The following is a 16,359-nucleotide window of genomic DNA, read 5'->3' on the forward strand; positions in this document are numbered from 1 at the left end:
GTTATTGCTAAAACTCTATATCACGACAATGAGTTTAGGAATAACAGTGTTTTTAGCCGAGTTTAATCAAGCCCCACCCGAACAACTCAAGACTTTGTTAAAAAACTGTGTCCACATTCCAACATGGGCCGAAAAAATCATCTCAGAACGCCCCTATTCAACAAAAGCATCTCTTTTGGAATATGCAGAAAATTTAAGTCACATGTGGTCATGGCAAGAGATTCAAGCAGCTTTAGCAACTCACCCAAAAATTGGTGAACGGCAGGCAAAAAAGCAACTCAATGCAAAAGAGCAACATTTTTCAAATCAAGAACAAGCTGGCATTTCTTTAGATGAAAAAACGCAGCAAGCTCTGCTACAAGGCAATCTCGATTACGAACAAAAGTTTGGCTTTATTTTTTTAATTAAAGCAGCAGGACTCAGTAGCGATCAGATTTTAAAAAAGCTACATGAACGTTTACAACATGACTTGGCTATCGAAAAAATAATTGTACATGAGCAACTCGCTGCGATTGCTCTATTACGTCTATCTCAGGAAATACAAGCATGATCAGCACTCATATTTTAGATACGAATTTAGGCAAACCAGCTGCACACGTAGAAGTGAAGTTGTTTCATGCAGAAACCCATGAGCTGATTGCGACCGCAACCACTAACCAAGATGGGCGTGTGAGTGATTTTGGAATAAAAGAGTTTGCAGAGGGTGCTTATCAACTTGAGTTCGAAATCGCCCCTTATTTTTCATCACTAGAAGTCAAAACTTTTTTCCCGCGTGTTTGCATTCAATTTTTTATAGAAGACATTAATCAGCATTACCACATTCCCTTACTGATTAGCCCGTTTGCTTACTCCACTTATCGCGGTAGCTAACTCAAATATAACGAGGAGAAAAATATGAATCATCGGCAAAAGAATGCGATTTCTCCAGAGCATGAATATTTAGGAATATCCAAAAGTTTTGCTTACGGGTTACAGCACGTGCTTACCATGTACGGTGGTATTGTTGCACCGCCCCTTATTATTGGAACAGCGGCTGGATTAAGCTCAGCACAAGTCGGAATGCTAATTGCAGCTGCCCTATTTGTAGGTGGATTGGCAACACTGATTCAAACTATTGGGACCAAATATCTAGGTGCAAAATTACCTTTAGTTCAGGGTGTGTCTTTTGCAGGTGTTGCAACCATGGTCGCAATTATCACCACAGGCGGTGGCTTACCTGCTGTATACGGTGCGGTCATTGCCGCATCTCTAATTGGCCTATGTCTTGCGCCTTATTTTTCTAAAATTATTCGTTTTTTTCCGCCTGTTGTAACGGGATGCGTCATCACAATTATTGGTTTATCTCTGTTACCCGTCGCAGTTCGCTGGATGATGGGCGGTAACAGTAAAGCACCCGACTGGGGAAGTGTAGAAAATATCTCTTTGGCCTTACTAACCTTAGGCATTGTGATTGTTTTAAATATGTTGCCGCAAGCCAGCATTCGTCGCTTATCGATTTTATTAGCTATTGTTGCTGGTACTGCCCTCGCCTATTTTATGGGTTTTGGTGATTTTAGTCAGGTGAGCTCAGGCGCATGGCTGCAATTTCCACACTTATTTGCATTTGGCTTACCGACTTTCGAGTTAAGCGCAATCTTGTCGATGTTGATTGTGACTTTAGTCATTATGACGGAAACCACAGCCGATATTATTGCTGTCGGAGACATTGTAGGAACTGAAGTAGATGCTAAACGTATCGCCAATGGTGTTCGTGCCGATATGTTTTCAAGTGCTTTCGCCCCTATCTTTGGTTCGTTTATGCAAAGCGCTTTTGCCCAAAATGTTGGACTGGTTGCGATTACAGGTATAAAAAGCCGATTTGTGGTGGCAGCAGGTGGTGTAATTCTGATTATTTTGGGTCTACTCCCTATTATGGGTCGTTTGATTGCAGCGATTCCAATGCCCGTACTTGGTGGTGCAGGTTTGGTCTTATTTGGATCGGTTGCAGCAAGTGGAATTCGCACTTTAGCAAAAATAGATTATAACGATCAGAAAAATTTAATTATTGTCGCGACCGCTTTATCGGCAGGTATGATTCCAATTATTAACCATGAATTTTATGCTCATTTCCCAGTTTGGGTACAAACTTTGTTCCATTCGGGCATTAGTTCAACTTGTATCTTTGCTATCTTGTTGAATTTATTATTTAATCATTTACCTACATTTCGCAGCTCGCGTACCCCTCATTTAAGCCAAACAATAAATACCAGAAATACACATTAAAGATTTAGTTTTTAGCGCCCCACTTCGGTGGGCCTTTTTTTAACCGTTGATCAAATTTGGCTTCATTTTTGCTTAAGACACTGTATCCTTAGCGTGCTTTATTTGGGGGGAGATCATTTAAATGCAATTAAAGCAACTTGCGGCGACTTGTGCCTTGTTATCTGCAACTGCCATGGTTCAGGCAAAACCAATCTGGCAAGATTTTAGCGTGACTGGACTTTATGGTGAAAACTATGAAGTTGTAGATGACAAAGAAACCATCCTTACTTTGGAATATGCAGCGAAAGTTAAATACGCTGATGTATTTTTCTTTATGGACCGTATGCGTGGTGAAAATGACCACAAGAGTACTTACTTCGAGTTATCACCACGTTTAAGCTTAGGTGAAATATCAGGTAAAAAACTGGCGTATGGCCCAATCAAAGATGTGTTAATTAGTTCCACTTGGGAAGGCAATAGTGAAGACGGCAACAACTTCGATAATTTCCTTTATGGTTTTGCTGTCGACTTAAATATCCCATATTTCCAATATGCGAATTTAAACTTCTACCGTGCAAATAATGAGAACACTGACGACGATTATCAAATGACGTTCGTTTATGGTATTCCATTTAAAATCGCATCTGAAGATTTCTTGGTAGATGGTTTCCTTGACTGGTCAACTGCTGAAGGCGACCATGCCAGCGAGTTAAACTGGACAACACAATGGAAATGGAATGTTGGTAAACACATTTCTCCTGATACACGTCTATACCTAGGTATCGAGCACTCTGTGTGGAATAACAAATTTGGCCTTCAAGGACGAGACGAAAACAACGTCAGTGCATTGGTTAAATACCACTTCTAAAATTATGATTTAGAAGCTTGAAACAGCAAGGAGAAGTCCTTGCTGTTTTTGTTTTAATCGAGGGGATTACCCACAATATTGCTAATAATCCCCTGCATAATATGTCCACCTTGTTCACGGCGTAATTCTGCATACCAAGCTTGTGTAACGCTTTCATCTTTCATATGGGTCACATCACAACGTTTACGCGCACGAAGTACTAACTCATTTACACGTTCATTGCGCTTGTTTTGATAGCGACGTAAAGCATCTTCAACACCTAAAGTATTAATTTGCAAAGAACGCGCTAAATAAATCGCATCTTCCATGGCTTGGCAGCCACCTTGCCCAATATCAGGTGTGGTGCTGTGCGCAGCATCACCTAAAATCACCACGCGACCTTTATAAAACTGGGTGAACGGCTCAATATCATGTATTTCTACCCGATTGGTCTTTTGCGGGTCTAAACGTTCAATGAGCTGCTGTACTGGTACACACCAATCAGCAAAATATTGTTTTAAAAGTTTTTTATATTCATCTCGATTATTTTCTAAACCTGCTGGTAAAGGCACATCTAAAAAGAAATAGAATTTCCCATCTGCAACCGGCATCAGAGAAGCACGCTTACCTTCGCCCACATAAGTTGTCCATTGCTTCGCTGGAGCTAAATCTTCAGATATTTCAACCAAACCATTCCAATTCACATAACCCGCATAACGGCGCTGTACTTGCTGGCCCAACACATAGGCCCGTGTAAGAGAGTGAGTACCGTCTGCCCCAATTACTAAATCGGCTTGTGTAGAGCTACCATCAGCAAAATGCACCTCAACAAAATCAGCCTTGTCATCAAGACTGACCATTTTTTTGCCTAAATAAATCTGATCTCGGCCAAACTCATCCATCAGCATATTTTGTAAATCTGCACGTGCAACCGGATAAGGTCTTTGCCCTACTTCTTCAATTAATGGCGATAAACTGAATTGTGTCATCACGTCTCCAGTTAAACCATCTACATAAGCCAAATCGTCCATTTGTCCACCAAGTTGGGCGATTTTCTCGGTTAATCCAAGATAGTTCAGACATTTTACGCCATTTGACCACAATGAAATTGCAGCACCCACAGGAAGAATCTTCTCTGTTTGCTCAAAAATGCGAACTTGATGACCAAATTTCTTTAATGCAATGCCAGTGGTTAGACCTCCCATTCCCGCACCAATAATCACCACATTCATAACACTCTCCTATAGATATTCACCTATAGGGTGCTTATGCTAAAAACATGCCATCGTTTAAAATTTATTTAGCTTTTCCATAAAACTGGCATGCACCATGCTTATATATTTACGTGTAAAACTCGTCTCAGCACGCTCAGTGTTAGGGCAGTTTTAAATGAAAAATCATGTTTTTAACAAGAAATACGGATAATCCACTATGGCAACATTGCACGCTCCAGCTTTTGAACTTCCTGAAATTTTGAATACGAAAACCAATTTGGCAGATGCCCGAATTGGTGCACAAGTCATTGAGTGTTCAGATGATTTCTTTGCAGAAGCAAAGCGTATGCTGCAATTTGATGCACCTATTTTTGTTGAAGATAAATTTGATGACAACGGCAAATGGATGGACGGTTGGGAAACGCGCCGAAAGCGTCATGCAGGCTATGACTGGTGCATTGTGAAGCTTGGTGTGACTGGAAAAATCAGTGCACTTGATATTGATACCAGCTTTTTCACAGGAAATTATCCAGCATCTGCATCATTAGAAGCATGTTATGCACCAAATGGTGACCTTACAGGGGCAAAATGGGAGAGTCTTTTAGGAAATACGGAACTCGGCCCAAGCCAGCATCATATTTTTATGGTCAATAATGATGCACTTTTCACTCATATACGCCTCAATATTTTCCCAGATGGAGGTATTGCTCGTTTACGTGTCTATGGTGATGTTCATATTCAGGTGACTGATAGCGAGCAAACACTCGATTTATTAGCCCTCGAAAATGGTGGCCGCGTAGTTGCCTATAGCGATGCCCATTTTGGACATCCGCGCAATTTGATTAATCCCGGCCGTGGCATCAACATGGGCGATGGATGGGAAACCAAACGCCGCCGAGCACCAGGTTATGACTGGTGTATTCTTGCTCTAGGTAAAGGCGGGAAAATTGATAAGCTTGAAATTGATACAGCTCACTTTAAAGGTAATTTCCCTGCCCAAGTATCCATTCAGGCGGTTTACCTTGAAAATGCAACCGATGCACAATTAATTCCACAGAGTATGTTCTGGACTTATTTACTTGAAGCTCAACCTATGCAAATGGACCATATTCATGAATATGTGAATGAGATTTTACCACATGAAAAAATCTCTCATATTCGTATCAACATGATTCCAGATGGCGGCATTAGCCGTGTACGTTTATGGGGGAAAATTGCCCAGTCATGATCATGAATAATGTCCAAATTCAGCCCTTAACCATTGAGAGCTTTCAGCCATTCGGAGAAGTCATTTGTTGTGACGGGCATGACTTTTTTCATATTAATGATGCACACACCGAGCGCTACCACGCGCTCGTTGAAACAGAAATTGAAGGGGAAGCAAAAGCAGGAATCAGTATTTTCCGTAATATTAAAGCTAGCCTTTTACCTCTGGAAATTTTAATGCTAGAGCGTCATCCGAAAGGCTCTCAGGCATTTATTCCCTTACAACAGCAAAAGTTCTTAATTATTGTGGCACCTGCTTTGGACGAGAATACTCCCGATATTTCAAAATTATGTGCATTTGTTTCAAATGGAAAACAAAGCATAAATTATCGGGCAGGTACATGGCATCATCCTTTGCTGACCTTTGAAGCACCGAGTGATTTTGCAGTAGTGGATCGAATTGGAGGCGGAGCGAATTGTGATGTTTTTCAATTTCCATACGCTATAAAAATTACTGTCTAAAATAAAATATACAGATCTGTCTATTTTAGTTTAATGACAGCAATCGTTGTGGTGATTTCCAATAATCTAGGTTTACATAAAAAACCCCGCCTATTAGGCGGGTTTTTTTTAATTCTATTTTAAACGGTGATATCGGCTAGATTACCTTTCTGCTCAAGCCACTGCTTACGATCTGCTGAACGTTTTTTGGCAAGTAATTTATCGAGTAAACCTGCCGTAAAATGAGCATCGTCAAGATCGAGCTGTACCAAGCGGCGTGTGTTTGGATCCATCGTGGTTTCACGTAGCTGAATCGCATTCATCTCACCCAATCCTTTGAATCGGGTAATTTGAGGATTACGATTGCCTTTCACATTTTTCAAGATGACTTCGAGCTCATCATCATCTAAGGCGTAGAAGACATCTTTACCAATGTCGATACGGAACAATGGTGGCATCGCCACATACAAATGGCCTTCTTCCACCAGTGTCGGAAAGTGTTTAACGAATAGCGCACATAACAAAGTGGCAATATGTAAACCATCTGAGTCCGCATCGGCTAAAATACAAACTTTGCCATAACGTAGCTCGGATAAATCATCGCTACCCGGGTCTACCCCAATTGCGATCGCAATATCGTGAACTTCTTGAGAAGCCAAAACCTCATCTGAAGAAACTTCCCAAGTATTTAAGATCTTTCCACGAATTGGCATGATGGCCTGAAAGTTTTTATCGCGTGCTTGCTTGGCACTACCACCTGCCGAGTCACCCTCGACAATAAATAGTTCACTGTCTTCACGGGTTTGCCCAACACAATCTGCTAACTTACCTGGTAATGCAGGACCAGAAACAATCTTTTTACGCTCAACTTTTTTAGCTGCTTTTAAACGACGACCCGCTTTAGAAATCGCCATTTCTGCCAATTGCATGGCAATTTCAGCATGTTGATTCAGCCAAAGTGAAAAAGCATCTTTGGCAATATTTAAAACAATATTAGATGCCTCTCGACTAGAAAGACGCTCTTTAGTTTGACCTGAAAACTGTGGTTCTTGGAACTTGAGTGATAAAATATAGTTCACACCATCCCAAACATCTTCTGCGGATAGTTTGAGATTACGTGGCAACAAGTTACGTAGCTCACAGAACTCACGTAATGCTTCGGTTACACCTGAGCGTAAACCGTTCACATGAGTACCGCCTTGTGCGGTTGGAATTAGGTTTACATAACTTTCTTGAACCTGCTCACCGCCTTCTACATTCCAACAAATTGCAAATTCACACGCCGCACGATCGGCTTGCCCACTACTCACAAAAGCTGGATTTGGCAAGATTTCACGGTCTTGCAATTCATCCATCAAATAATCGACAAGGCCATTTTCAAATTGCCATTCAATTTTTTCATCGTTAATTTGATCGATATAGATAATTTTTAAGCCTGCTGCTAAAACAGCTTTGGCTTTTAAATTATGTTTAAGGGCTTTTAAAGCGAATTTCGGACTATCAAAATATTTAGTTTCAGGCCAAAAATGTACGGTCGTACCTGTCGCACGTTTTGGTGCCTTACCCTCTAGCACAGCTAAAGGTGCAACAGGCTCCCCTTGCTCAAATGCCATTTGGTATAGGTTGCCCTGACGTTGTACTTCGACCTCAACACGTGTTGATAAAGCATTTACAACTGAAATTCCCACACCATGTAAACCACCCGAAAACTGGTAGTTATCGGTACTGAATTTACCGCCAGCATGTAACTTGGTCAGAATGATTTCGATACCAGATTGGCCATATTCAGGATGAATATCGACTGGCATACCACGGCCGTTATCTTCAACCGACAATGAACCATCTTTATAAACTGTGACACATATTTTGTCGGCATGACCCGCTAATGCTTCATCAACAGCATTATCAATAACTTCCTGAGCTAAATGGTTAGGTCGAGTCGTATCGGTATACATCCCTGGACGACGACGAACAGGGTCTAAACCGGAAAGGACTTCAAGCGATTGAGCCGTATATTGTGTCACGTTGTACGTTTTCCTTATTTGATGGTGTGCGCAAAGAATTCGATCACTAACGGTAATTTTTCTTCAAAATCTTCCATAGCATGATTGCCATGAGCATCCGTCAAAATCAATGAGGATGGCGTTGCAGCACTATAATAGCGTTGTGCTTGACGATAATCCAAAATTTCATCGCCTTGTTGCAACAAGACGAGTATTTTGTCGGCATTTTCAGGCTGTTTCAGTTCAAGTTGCTGCAACTGTCGTAGCTGAACATGGTCAATCGACCATTGATCATTCACCACATAGGGCATGCTTTCAACTTGAAATAACTCATCAAACAACTTCCATGGTTGCATAGCAGGGTTAATCAGTACAGCCGGAATATTATATTTCGCGACAAAGTATGTCGCAAAAAAACCACCTAAACTGCTACCTACAAGTGCAACATCATCCAAACTTTCAATAAGCTCTGAAACTTGCTCAACCACCTGATCTGGAGATCTATTGAGGTTTGGCAAATGCACATTAATCCCTAATTCGCTACAATACTGCCGTAAGCTCAATCCTTTAATCGAAAGAGAGCTACTATTAAAACCATGGAGGTAGATAATATTCATATATTTCCCTCTAAATTGAGACTAATTTCACAATTTTGTTCTCAGTTTGTATAGAAAAGCACAATTGTCAGACAAGAAGAACCACTCAACTAACCATTCATCAGTATTTTAAAAAAATGTGTTATTTAAACTACTAAGATGGAAACGTTTACTGCCGTTGATAAAAAGTACAGCTTAAAACGTCGGTTATAACGTATATGGGGAAAAGATATGCCGAGCTTAACACCACTACATGAAACTTATTGTAAATGGGATCGTACGCCACCTAGTCAGGCAGACGTACTTGAAGGTTTAGCTCAACTGTTCAGCACCAGCTTAAATGGTGTACATGAATTAATACAAGTTATTAATATTGAAGTCTTAAAAAATGCTTTTGGTATTAGTACACAAAACGCTAAAAACTTTCAAAAACGACCATTTGTACAAAAGGCATATCAATTTTCTTATGGCGCTTTACAAAAATATGGTCGTTATTTTTTAGCACCCGGTTTACGTCGCATTATTGAAAAATATCCAACACTTCACGAAAAACCACTCACCCCAAGCCTACATTTTTTGGTGGGAATTTTGAATGGTGTTTTTGGGGATTACCTACTTAAACAACATAGTCCTCTCGCCCTACCGATAGTGCTATACGATCACTACGGAGCTATACAGCAAGGTGAGCTTGCAGGTCGTATTGTAATTATGGTTCATGGTTTGTGTATGAATCATCTGACTTGGTCAAACGCCCATTATGGTGGAATTGGAGAGCGTCTATTAGCCCAGCGTGACCATAACACCATGCTGTATTTAAATTACAATACAGGGCGACGTATTTCGGCCAATGGTCGCAGCTTCTCAAATTTATTAGAAGATCTCGTAAAAAATAATCCAAGAATTACTAGCATTGATGTGATTGGCCATAGTATGGGCGGACTGGTTTCTCGCAGTGCATTGTTCTACGGTAAACAAAATATGTATCAATGGATTCATATGGTCGAGAACTTGGTGTGTATTGGTTCCCCACATCATGGTGCAGTCTTGGAGCGCTTTGGTTTTACCATACAAGATAAACTTGGCGCGTTCTCTTTTGTAGGTTTACTTGGTCAACTGGTTAATATTCGCAGTAACGGTATTTTAGACTTACGCCACGGTAGTGTTCGTGATGACGATTGGGAATATATGGATGCCCGAATTGGCATGATGGATGATAACCGTGCACCAGCTCCTCTACCTTCCCATATCAATACTTTTTTAGTGGCAGGAACACTCGAGTTTGAAAAAGTACGCAATAAAGCGCTTACTGTGATTGGTGATTACTTGGTGAGTGTGAAAAGCGCGCTGGGTGAACATCCTAATCCACGTTTTCAGCTCAAAGTTCCTGATTCACATAAAGCTGTGTTTTATGGCTTAAATCATTTTGAAATTCAGTATCACTCGAGTGTAGCGGAACAGATTACTCGCTGGCTATATCCTCATGCGAATGATTATGTGCAAGAAGGTATTCAAACTCATATTATTGATATGCCGAACTATACCCTCGAAGATTTGGAAGGGATTGTAGAGACGTAAAAAAAGCCCAACTTTTGTTGGGCTTTTTTAATTAATTAGCTTTTATGAAGAAAGAGAAATATTATCAAATTTCAACCTTCCAAGCTTTATTAGTAGCTATTTTTCCATTTTTTATATTTAAAACTATATTGTAGGCTGCTGCACCACCATTATTAAAAGTATTTAAAATATAAATATTATTATTCAAATAATATATTTTAAAGTCAGCAAGTTCGTTTTTGCCCCCATCGATACCATCTTTAGGGAAAAAATATTGCTCAAGCTCAGTTCTACTGATTTCTATTCTGTTATCTTTTTCTTTAATAATAATTTTATCAAGTTGTAAAAAATTATTGTCAGGTAGACTACCATCTGTACCAAAGAACTTTTTATTATTAAAATACTTATATTCACCTTTAAAAGTTTTATAAAGTTTAGGATCTGAAATAGCTTTTTTTGAATACACTTCTACTATTATATTTTTATCACTATAAACAGCTTTTTCTCTAGAATATTGAGATAGCTTAATAGAAGTGTAACCACTAAAATTATTTATTCTGTTTTTATAGACAAATCCTGTTGCACCATTACTTGCATTAACTAAACAAAAATTATTAGTCTCTTCATCCATCACACAAGAAACAATTTCATTATTATTTAATTTGGATGTAACTTTAGAACTTAAACTTGAATTTTCCCTTACATTCACATACTCATCTTTATCTTGAATAAAACCAAAATCAGCATATGAGGATCCTACAGGCCCAATCATAAGAACAGTGAAAATTATAAATTTAAAATGTTTTTTCATTTTGAATAAGCTCATTATTTACTTTTAATTTCTATTTTATAATAATAGCAATATCATATTTTAAGCTGACATTACTATTATTAAATGCAATCAAAATCTTAACAACAAATGATTACTCTTCATCATCATGACAATCATTTTTCTTATTTTTTATATTCACATCAGTTGTATACTTAATTGCAAAATTTAAATTTATTAAATCTTCTTTTCCAAAGATTTTCGGAACTATATTCCAAACATTTTTACCATTAGCAACAAATGCCAAATTAAATCCCGGAACTTTATTATTAGTATCAATTTGATATTCTACAGAAAATCCATCTTTTTTCTTACCAACAATATTATATATACGTGGCTCCTTTAACCCTTGATCACAAGCTTGATATATATAAATTTTTTCCTTTAAAATCTTAATTGTACTTTCGCTACAATAACACCCACCTACTTCCAACTCTTTTATAATACCATCTTTATATTTAAATGGTTTTATTAATTTCCCTTCTAAACTATCAAAGTCTAAGTATGACTTTCTTAAATCTTTAATTTTAGAATTATTAAAATCACTTAGACATTTATAATTTTCATTATTTGCTTCTTTCCCATTAAAATTACATTTTAAATTTCTATTTTTTAGCCAAGACCTTTGATTATCAACAAGATGCTTAACTTCATTTTTATTATCAATAATATAGATTTTTATATCAGAATATGTACTATTCAGATCATGCTCACTATTATTATATACTTTTTTCTCATCTAACTGTTGTGGTTTATAATCTGCAGCATTTGAGGAAATACATACGCCGAAAACCAATAAAAAATTATAAAATTTAATAAAATTAGTTCTCAATACACACACCTTCAATAAAAACATACATTAAGATAAGGTTCTATTTTTATATTTTGAAGCTAATCCTCAATACAAATATTGTATCTAATATTTAAATACAAATATAAATATTTTAGATAAAAAAATGTAAGACTTACCATTCTTACATTTTTATTCAAAAAGGGAAATTAAATCAGCTTACCTGCTTAAAATATACTTTTTCACCCTCGGAACATACTCCATAAAACACTCCATAAGATTCATTTTTTACAGAGGGATTATTCAAATAACTATTACAGTCCAATACTAAATCTTTAGCATTCTTCTTAAAAACTATTTTTTGCTTTTGATAATATGGAGCACCTGTATAATTATCAGCTAAATAATAGATCCCTGATTTAAAATTCTCTGATTCAGCCTGTTTAGTTGCATATCCATTCTTTATAAAATCAATACCGCCCAAGGCTAGGTTAATTGTATCTATATTTAAACTCAACTCACTATTATTATTTTTATCCACTTTAGCTTGTGCCCATCCAACTTGAACATCTTCACTATAAAAATTTTTATAATATAAAGTAAAATTACCATTATTATCTTTTATATAAAATTCATCATATGCAGGCTCAAGTCTTTTAAAGAGATAATTACCCTCTTTTTTTGTAGGTGTAAAATTCTTACATTTCCCCGACTTTTCACAGATTCGATACGAAAAATAAAGTTTTGTGTTACTTGACTTAGGCTGGTCCGCCTCAGTTGTACAGGCATACATAAAACTAATTACAAATAAAAGAAATAATCTGCTCATCATTGCATAATCTCTATGTGCATAGCACCTTCACCAGGTACATCTGCTGAAATAAAATACATTGAAACCTTTGGTCTTTAATCTTGGAGCTCAACAATTTTTTAGGTAATTTAATATCAAAGATTTTAGTTAAATATAATTAATAATAATCTATATCATCTTACACCTAATCTTATTACTTAAATAAGATTAGGTGTAAGCAATATTATTCACAATCGGATAAATCAAATCCTTTTTTTCCTAAGTGTATTCCTTGTATTTCCCCATGCACAACATCAAAAATTAAACTATTATTTTTCTGTAAATTATCAGTCACTATGTAAGTATAATCATCTTGTGAATCTCCAGCCCCCTCACTTTTTATTTTTTTAATTTTATAATCTTTATAATTCTTGTATATATTTTCAACACCCATACCATTCCGTATATTTTTTGACGTGTATATACTTTTATTTTCACTTCCTACTAATACTTCAACCAACTTCTGATTATTAAGAGTATATGAAATATTATTATTAAAATCTGAAAAAGTTGTACAGTTTCCTATTTGATCTTTTGCTATACCTTTTGATGAAAAATCAACATCAGAGTATTTATTACCAACAATATAAGATTTATCTTTTAAATTTATTGAGTTAAAGTCTAAATAACTTTTTTTATCAGCAATAGTATCAGAGTGACTACATGCACTTAAAAAAATGATAAAAAAGGTAAATATAAATCTCATATCATTCATCCTTATTAAATGTTACTGACAGGCCTTGTAAATGTAGATGATTATTATGTCTTGGATTAGTCCATTGACTACATCTTGGAAGTATATAACCTTGTTTAAGTTTATATTTATTAACCAAATGTGCAGGGTAATATTCGCTTAACATATTTTTCGTCTTACCCCATCCAAAAGATATCAATATATTGACAAAGCGTAGCGATGCGTCATGATCATATTCTGCCATTTCAAAATTAACACCTACTGAATGGTTTCTATCTACTCTAATATAACCAATATCATCAACTTCACCATTCAAATGAGAACTACTTCCTCCTGGTGAACCATTTCTATCACTAAAACCACTAAACCGGACTTTTTCACCAAATTTACAGACTGCACCAATATATGCAGCGAATGCTACCGTAGATAACCAATATCTATGTTGTTGTTGAGTATCATTATGAATTGAGATATTCAAATTACCTATTTTTTTCTCCCATTTGTTATTAGATTTTGAATCACTATCCCCAAAAATTTCTCGAATACTGACTAGATGACTAATTCCTGAACCTTTTTTACCTTTCTTCAACCATCTATCAGCTGTATAAATTCTACTTTTCCCAATCAAAATAGGTTGATTATTTACTACATAATAATATGCTGCGAAACCTGTAGCATCTTTATTAATCCTATCGATTGTTCCATTTGGATAGATTATATAATTTGTAGTATCACTTGTAACACTAGCTTGATTACTAACAGTTGTTAATGGTTTACCTCCATTTTCAGTATAGGTATTACTTTGTTTTACTTCATTTTTACTATTTTTCTGAGTTTTAGCTTGATCAGCTTGTTTTTTGGCAGTTTCTTCTTTCTTTTCTTTCTTATGCTTGTTTAAATTTTCAGTTTGCTTCTGTTTTGCATCATTAGCTTCATATGCTTTTGAAGCATGAACAGCACTCCCATTCACTGTAAAAGCTTTTGTTACAGTATTTTTTTCAACTCGACTTAAGATTAAACTTTTTCCCTTTATACCGAAACCAAAAACAAAGCCTGTTAACATTCGAACATTCAGTATACCGCGGCTATCTGTCCTTTTAGAGATTTCTCTACCCCTGTAAAAAATACTAAACAAAGTATTTGGAACAGGTTTATTCTCCTGAGTGACTGAAATATTAAAAGAATGTACAGGAAGACTCACTTTCACTGTTTTATTTTTTAATGCCGCATTCACTGTGAAATGATGTATAACTTGTTTATGTCCTGTGCCCTGTACAGAAACTTCAATATCCTGTCCTATCTCTGCAATAATATTTTGCTTGATTCCATGACTATCGGCAGTATGCTTTTTAATATTACCTTTATAAGTAAGAAAAAAATTCATATTAGAGATTGCTTTACCAGAGTCACCTTCAACTATTTGAATATTAAAGTCTGCATCTTTAGATAAAGAGTCTTTCTCTTTTTCTGGGGCAGTAGAAGGTTGTGTTTGTTCATTTCTTATTTCTTGTGGTGTTTTATTAGTTTGCGGTTTTGGTTGTGGTGTACTATTTTTTTCTAGAGTTGCTGGATGACTTGAAACCTTAAAATCACTTAAAATTGCTTTTTGTTTCTCATTTGCTTTCTGAATAATGGTATTCGACTCTTTTCCATCAGCAAAAATTTTTATTTCAGTATTCGGGTTTCTAACAATAACAGGCAAATTTCCATTTTCATCGCTTTTAACCTTAACCCTAGTTTCGCCTGAAATATATTTACCATTATTTTCTGAAATAATAATAACTTCTTTATTCTTTATCTCTAAACCTGAACTATCTTTTAAACTAATATAAATTTTTCTTTTGCAACAATTTTCTAAATCAAAATCACCAAACATTGATAGATATGAAGAAATATGTGTACCATTTCCATCAGATACAGGAGATTTTATCTTGAATATAGGAGATCCCAAAAAAGTTGCTAATCCACCTTCACCCATTAAATGGGCACTAGCAATTGCTCCAGATTCTGTTACTTCTACCCCATTAATAATTTGACCATAATATTGATTAAAATTAAGTAACTGCATACGTTTACATAAATAATTAATCCAATCACTTACTGCCATTAATTGTAACTCAGGCTTTGTAAGGAAATCATTAAATGAATAAATTCCATTTTTACCAGACCATTTTCCTTTCCAATCATTTTTATCAAAAGTTGATCTAATAGTTTTTATTTTTTGCTTCTCTTTCTCTGGATTTAACTTTCTAAAATCTACACCTGTATCTCCTAAATAGTAACCTGTTTCAAATAAGGCAGACTCTCCCATTTGAAAGAAACCTGTATAACCGCCTGGACTACTTTTTTTAGCAGCCATCATATTTATTTTATGGTTAGAACTTAATTTTAAGTCAGCACTTGATTCTTTATAGCTAACAGCCTGTATAAATCCCTCCCTATTTAAATTAAATTCCTGCATTGAACCATCTTGGAATTTTATAGTTTTTTTCATTATTTAAACCTATCATAAATTTTATATTTAGAAATATTATTAATAGATGTCTCTTTCAATAAATATCCATTTAAGACAGATACAATATTGATATCTTCTCCTACTTTTCCGCAAGATAAATTTACATCTATAGTATCCTCTTTTTTGAATCCTTCCTTAATTTTTTTTTCGTCTAATACTCTTGAGTATGCAAATGAATTACCAGCGTTATATATCATAATAAGATCATTTTTATTATGCTTCATGTCAGCCCAATAAATATAATAATCTTTATTTTTATATTTAACATGACTACATGATCCAGTAGAAACCCAATTTTTATCTTTTAGATTAAATCCTATTTCTTTTGCTAATTTTTTATTTTCTTTACTAAAATTATCTTCCCATATATTAGAGCATTGAATATCTTGCAACACACTTACTTTTGCTGTCGGTTTTTCCCAATACTTCATACACTCGTTTGTACTTTCTGCATATAAACTTATACTGTTTAATAGAATATATGTACCTATTACTATCTTTAATACTTTCATTATCAGC

Annotated in this window: 16 protein-coding genes; 7 read left to right on the plus strand and 9 right to left on the minus strand. The window is 35.8% G+C overall.

Translation table 11 applies throughout. The features are described from left to right. The first annotated feature begins 46 nt into the window (after nt 1–46). The 4 genes from uraD to F936_RS01805 all read left to right on the plus strand — a co-directional run bounded on the left by uraD (nt 47) and on the right by F936_RS01805 (nt 3,109). A complete protein-coding gene (gene uraD, locus F936_RS01790) occupies nt 47–550 on the plus strand; it encodes a 2-oxo-4-hydroxy-4-carboxy-5-ureidoimidazoline decarboxylase (protein ID WP_004640018.1) in 504 nt (167 codons plus the stop codon). Further along, on the plus strand, nt 547–870 hold the full coding sequence (gene uraH / locus F936_RS01795; protein WP_004640020.1) for a hydroxyisourate hydrolase: 324 nt from the start codon (nt 547–549) through the stop codon (nt 868–870). Before uraD ends, uraH begins: the two co-directional genes overlap by 4 nt. 24 nt (nt 871–894) lie before the next feature. Next, nucleotides 895–2,262 carry a nucleobase:cation symporter-2 family protein gene (locus F936_RS01800; protein ID WP_005044299.1) on the plus strand — a complete coding sequence of 456 codons (1,368 nt, stop codon included), beginning with the start codon at nt 895–897 and terminating at the stop codon, nt 2,260–2,262. Nucleotides 2,263–2,383: 121 nt separating this feature from the next. Next, entirely contained in the window at nt 2,384–3,109 is a 726-nt protein-coding gene (locus F936_RS01805; protein WP_005044301.1) for an outer membrane protein OmpK, read from the plus strand. A 53-nt stretch (nt 3,110–3,162) separates the two neighbouring features. Here F936_RS01805 and hpxO read toward each other — a convergent pair whose 3' ends face one another. Beyond that, nucleotides 3,163–4,320: an FAD-dependent urate hydroxylase HpxO gene (gene hpxO, locus F936_RS01810; protein WP_005044303.1), complete on the minus strand. Its 1,158-nt coding sequence runs from the start codon at nt 4,318–4,320 to the stop codon at nt 3,163–3,165. Nucleotides 4,321–4,519: 199 nt separating this feature from the next. Here hpxO and alc point away from each other — a divergent pair, with 199 nt between their 5' ends. Continuing rightward, on the plus strand, nt 4,520–5,530 hold the full coding sequence (gene alc, locus F936_RS01815; RefSeq protein WP_005044306.1) for an allantoicase: 1,011 nt from the start codon (nt 4,520–4,522) through the stop codon (nt 5,528–5,530). After that, a complete protein-coding gene (locus tag F936_RS01820) occupies nt 5,527–6,030 on the plus strand; it encodes an ureidoglycolate lyase (protein ID WP_005044307.1) in 504 nt (167 codons plus the stop codon). Before alc ends, F936_RS01820 begins: the two co-directional genes overlap by 4 nt. A gap of 119 nt (nt 6,031–6,149) precedes the next feature. Here F936_RS01820 and parE read toward each other — a convergent pair whose 3' ends face one another. After that, nucleotides 6,150–8,033: a DNA topoisomerase IV subunit B gene (parE, locus tag F936_RS01825; protein ID WP_005037976.1), complete on the minus strand. Its 1,884-nt coding sequence runs from the start codon at nt 8,031–8,033 to the stop codon at nt 6,150–6,152. 14 nt (nt 8,034–8,047) lie between these two features. Then, on the minus strand, nt 8,048–8,629 hold the full coding sequence (locus F936_RS01830; protein ID WP_003654140.1) for a YqiA/YcfP family alpha/beta fold hydrolase: 582 nt from the start codon (nt 8,627–8,629) through the stop codon (nt 8,048–8,050). Nucleotides 8,630–8,839: 210 nt separating this feature from the next. Between F936_RS01830 and F936_RS01835 the strand changes: the two genes are divergently transcribed. Continuing rightward, a complete protein-coding gene (locus tag F936_RS01835; protein ID WP_005044309.1) occupies nt 8,840–10,183 on the plus strand; it encodes a PGAP1-like alpha/beta domain-containing protein in 1,344 nt (447 codons plus the stop codon). Nucleotides 10,184–10,247: 64 nt separating this feature from the next. On the opposite strand, the gene F936_RS01840 is transcribed toward F936_RS01835, so the two are convergent. The 6 genes from F936_RS01840 to F936_RS01865 form a co-directional block, all read right to left on the minus strand. Further along, nucleotides 10,248–10,973: an SH3 domain-containing protein gene (locus F936_RS01840; protein ID WP_005044311.1), complete on the minus strand. Its 726-nt coding sequence runs from the start codon at nt 10,971–10,973 to the stop codon at nt 10,248–10,250. Between the two features lie 112 nt (nt 10,974–11,085). Then, nucleotides 11,086–11,823, minus strand: coding sequence for a lysozyme inhibitor LprI family protein (locus F936_RS01845; protein WP_035362019.1), 738 nt, complete (start codon nt 11,821–11,823; stop codon nt 11,086–11,088). Nucleotides 11,824–11,995: 172 nt separating this feature from the next. Beyond that, nucleotides 11,996–12,613, minus strand: coding sequence for a hypothetical protein (locus F936_RS01850; RefSeq protein ID WP_005044315.1), 618 nt, complete (start codon nt 12,611–12,613; stop codon nt 11,996–11,998). Between the two features lie 202 nt (nt 12,614–12,815). Then, nucleotides 12,816–13,337 carry a hypothetical protein gene (locus F936_RS01855; protein ID WP_005044316.1) on the minus strand — a complete coding sequence of 174 codons (522 nt, stop codon included), beginning with the start codon at nt 13,335–13,337 and terminating at the stop codon, nt 12,816–12,818. Between the two features lies 1 nt (nt 13,338). After that, nucleotides 13,339–15,819 carry a hypothetical protein gene (locus tag F936_RS01860; RefSeq protein ID WP_005044319.1) on the minus strand — a complete coding sequence of 827 codons (2,481 nt, stop codon included), beginning with the start codon at nt 15,817–15,819 and terminating at the stop codon, nt 13,339–13,341. Next, nucleotides 15,819–16,352, minus strand: a complete 534-nt coding sequence (locus F936_RS01865; RefSeq protein ID WP_005044322.1) for a hypothetical protein — start codon at nt 16,350–16,352, stop codon at nt 15,819–15,821. Before F936_RS01865 ends, F936_RS01860 begins: the two co-directional genes overlap by 1 nt. Nucleotides 16,353–16,359: the final 7 nt, after the last annotated feature.

The sequence above is a fragment of the Acinetobacter calcoaceticus DSM 30006 = CIP 81.8 genome, assembly GCF_000368965.1.
Classification (GTDB): Bacteria; Pseudomonadota; Gammaproteobacteria; order Pseudomonadales; family Moraxellaceae; genus Acinetobacter; species Acinetobacter calcoaceticus.

Excerpts from the sequence above, each read along its gene's own strand:
- F936_RS01855 (WP_005044316.1), bottom strand. The coding sequence starts at position 13,337 with ATGAGATTTATATTTACCTTTTTTATCATTTTTTTAAGTGCATGTAGT.
- F936_RS01860 (WP_005044319.1), bottom strand. The coding sequence starts at position 15,819 with ATGAAAAAAACTATAAAATTCCAAGATGGTTCAATGCAGGAATTTAAT.
- uraH (WP_004640020.1), top strand. The coding sequence starts at position 547 with ATGATCAGCACTCATATTTTAGATACGAATTTAGGCAAACCAGCTGCA.
- alc (WP_005044306.1), top strand. The coding sequence starts at position 4,520 with ATGGCAACATTGCACGCTCCAGCTTTTGAACTTCCTGAAATTTTGAAT.
- F936_RS01820 (WP_005044307.1), top strand. The coding sequence starts at position 5,527 with ATGATCATGAATAATGTCCAAATTCAGCCCTTAACCATTGAGAGCTTT.
- F936_RS01865 (WP_005044322.1), bottom strand. The coding sequence starts at position 16,352 with ATGAAAGTATTAAAGATAGTAATAGGTACATATATTCTATTAAACAGT.
- F936_RS01850 (WP_005044315.1), bottom strand. The coding sequence starts at position 12,613 with ATGATGAGCAGATTATTTCTTTTATTTGTAATTAGTTTTATGTATGCC.
- hpxO (WP_005044303.1), bottom strand. The coding sequence starts at position 4,320 with ATGAATGTGGTGATTATTGGTGCGGGAATGGGAGGTCTAACCACTGGC.
- F936_RS01840 (WP_005044311.1), bottom strand. The coding sequence starts at position 10,973 with ATGAAAAAACATTTTAAATTTATAATTTTCACTGTTCTTATGATTGGG.
- F936_RS01805 (WP_005044301.1), top strand. The coding sequence starts at position 2,384 with ATGCAATTAAAGCAACTTGCGGCGACTTGTGCCTTGTTATCTGCAACT.
- F936_RS01835 (WP_005044309.1), top strand. The coding sequence starts at position 8,840 with ATGCCGAGCTTAACACCACTACATGAAACTTATTGTAAATGGGATCGT.
- F936_RS01800 (WP_005044299.1), top strand. The coding sequence starts at position 895 with ATGAATCATCGGCAAAAGAATGCGATTTCTCCAGAGCATGAATATTTA.
- F936_RS01830 (WP_003654140.1), bottom strand. The coding sequence starts at position 8,629 with ATGAATATTATCTACCTCCATGGTTTTAATAGTAGCTCTCTTTCGATT.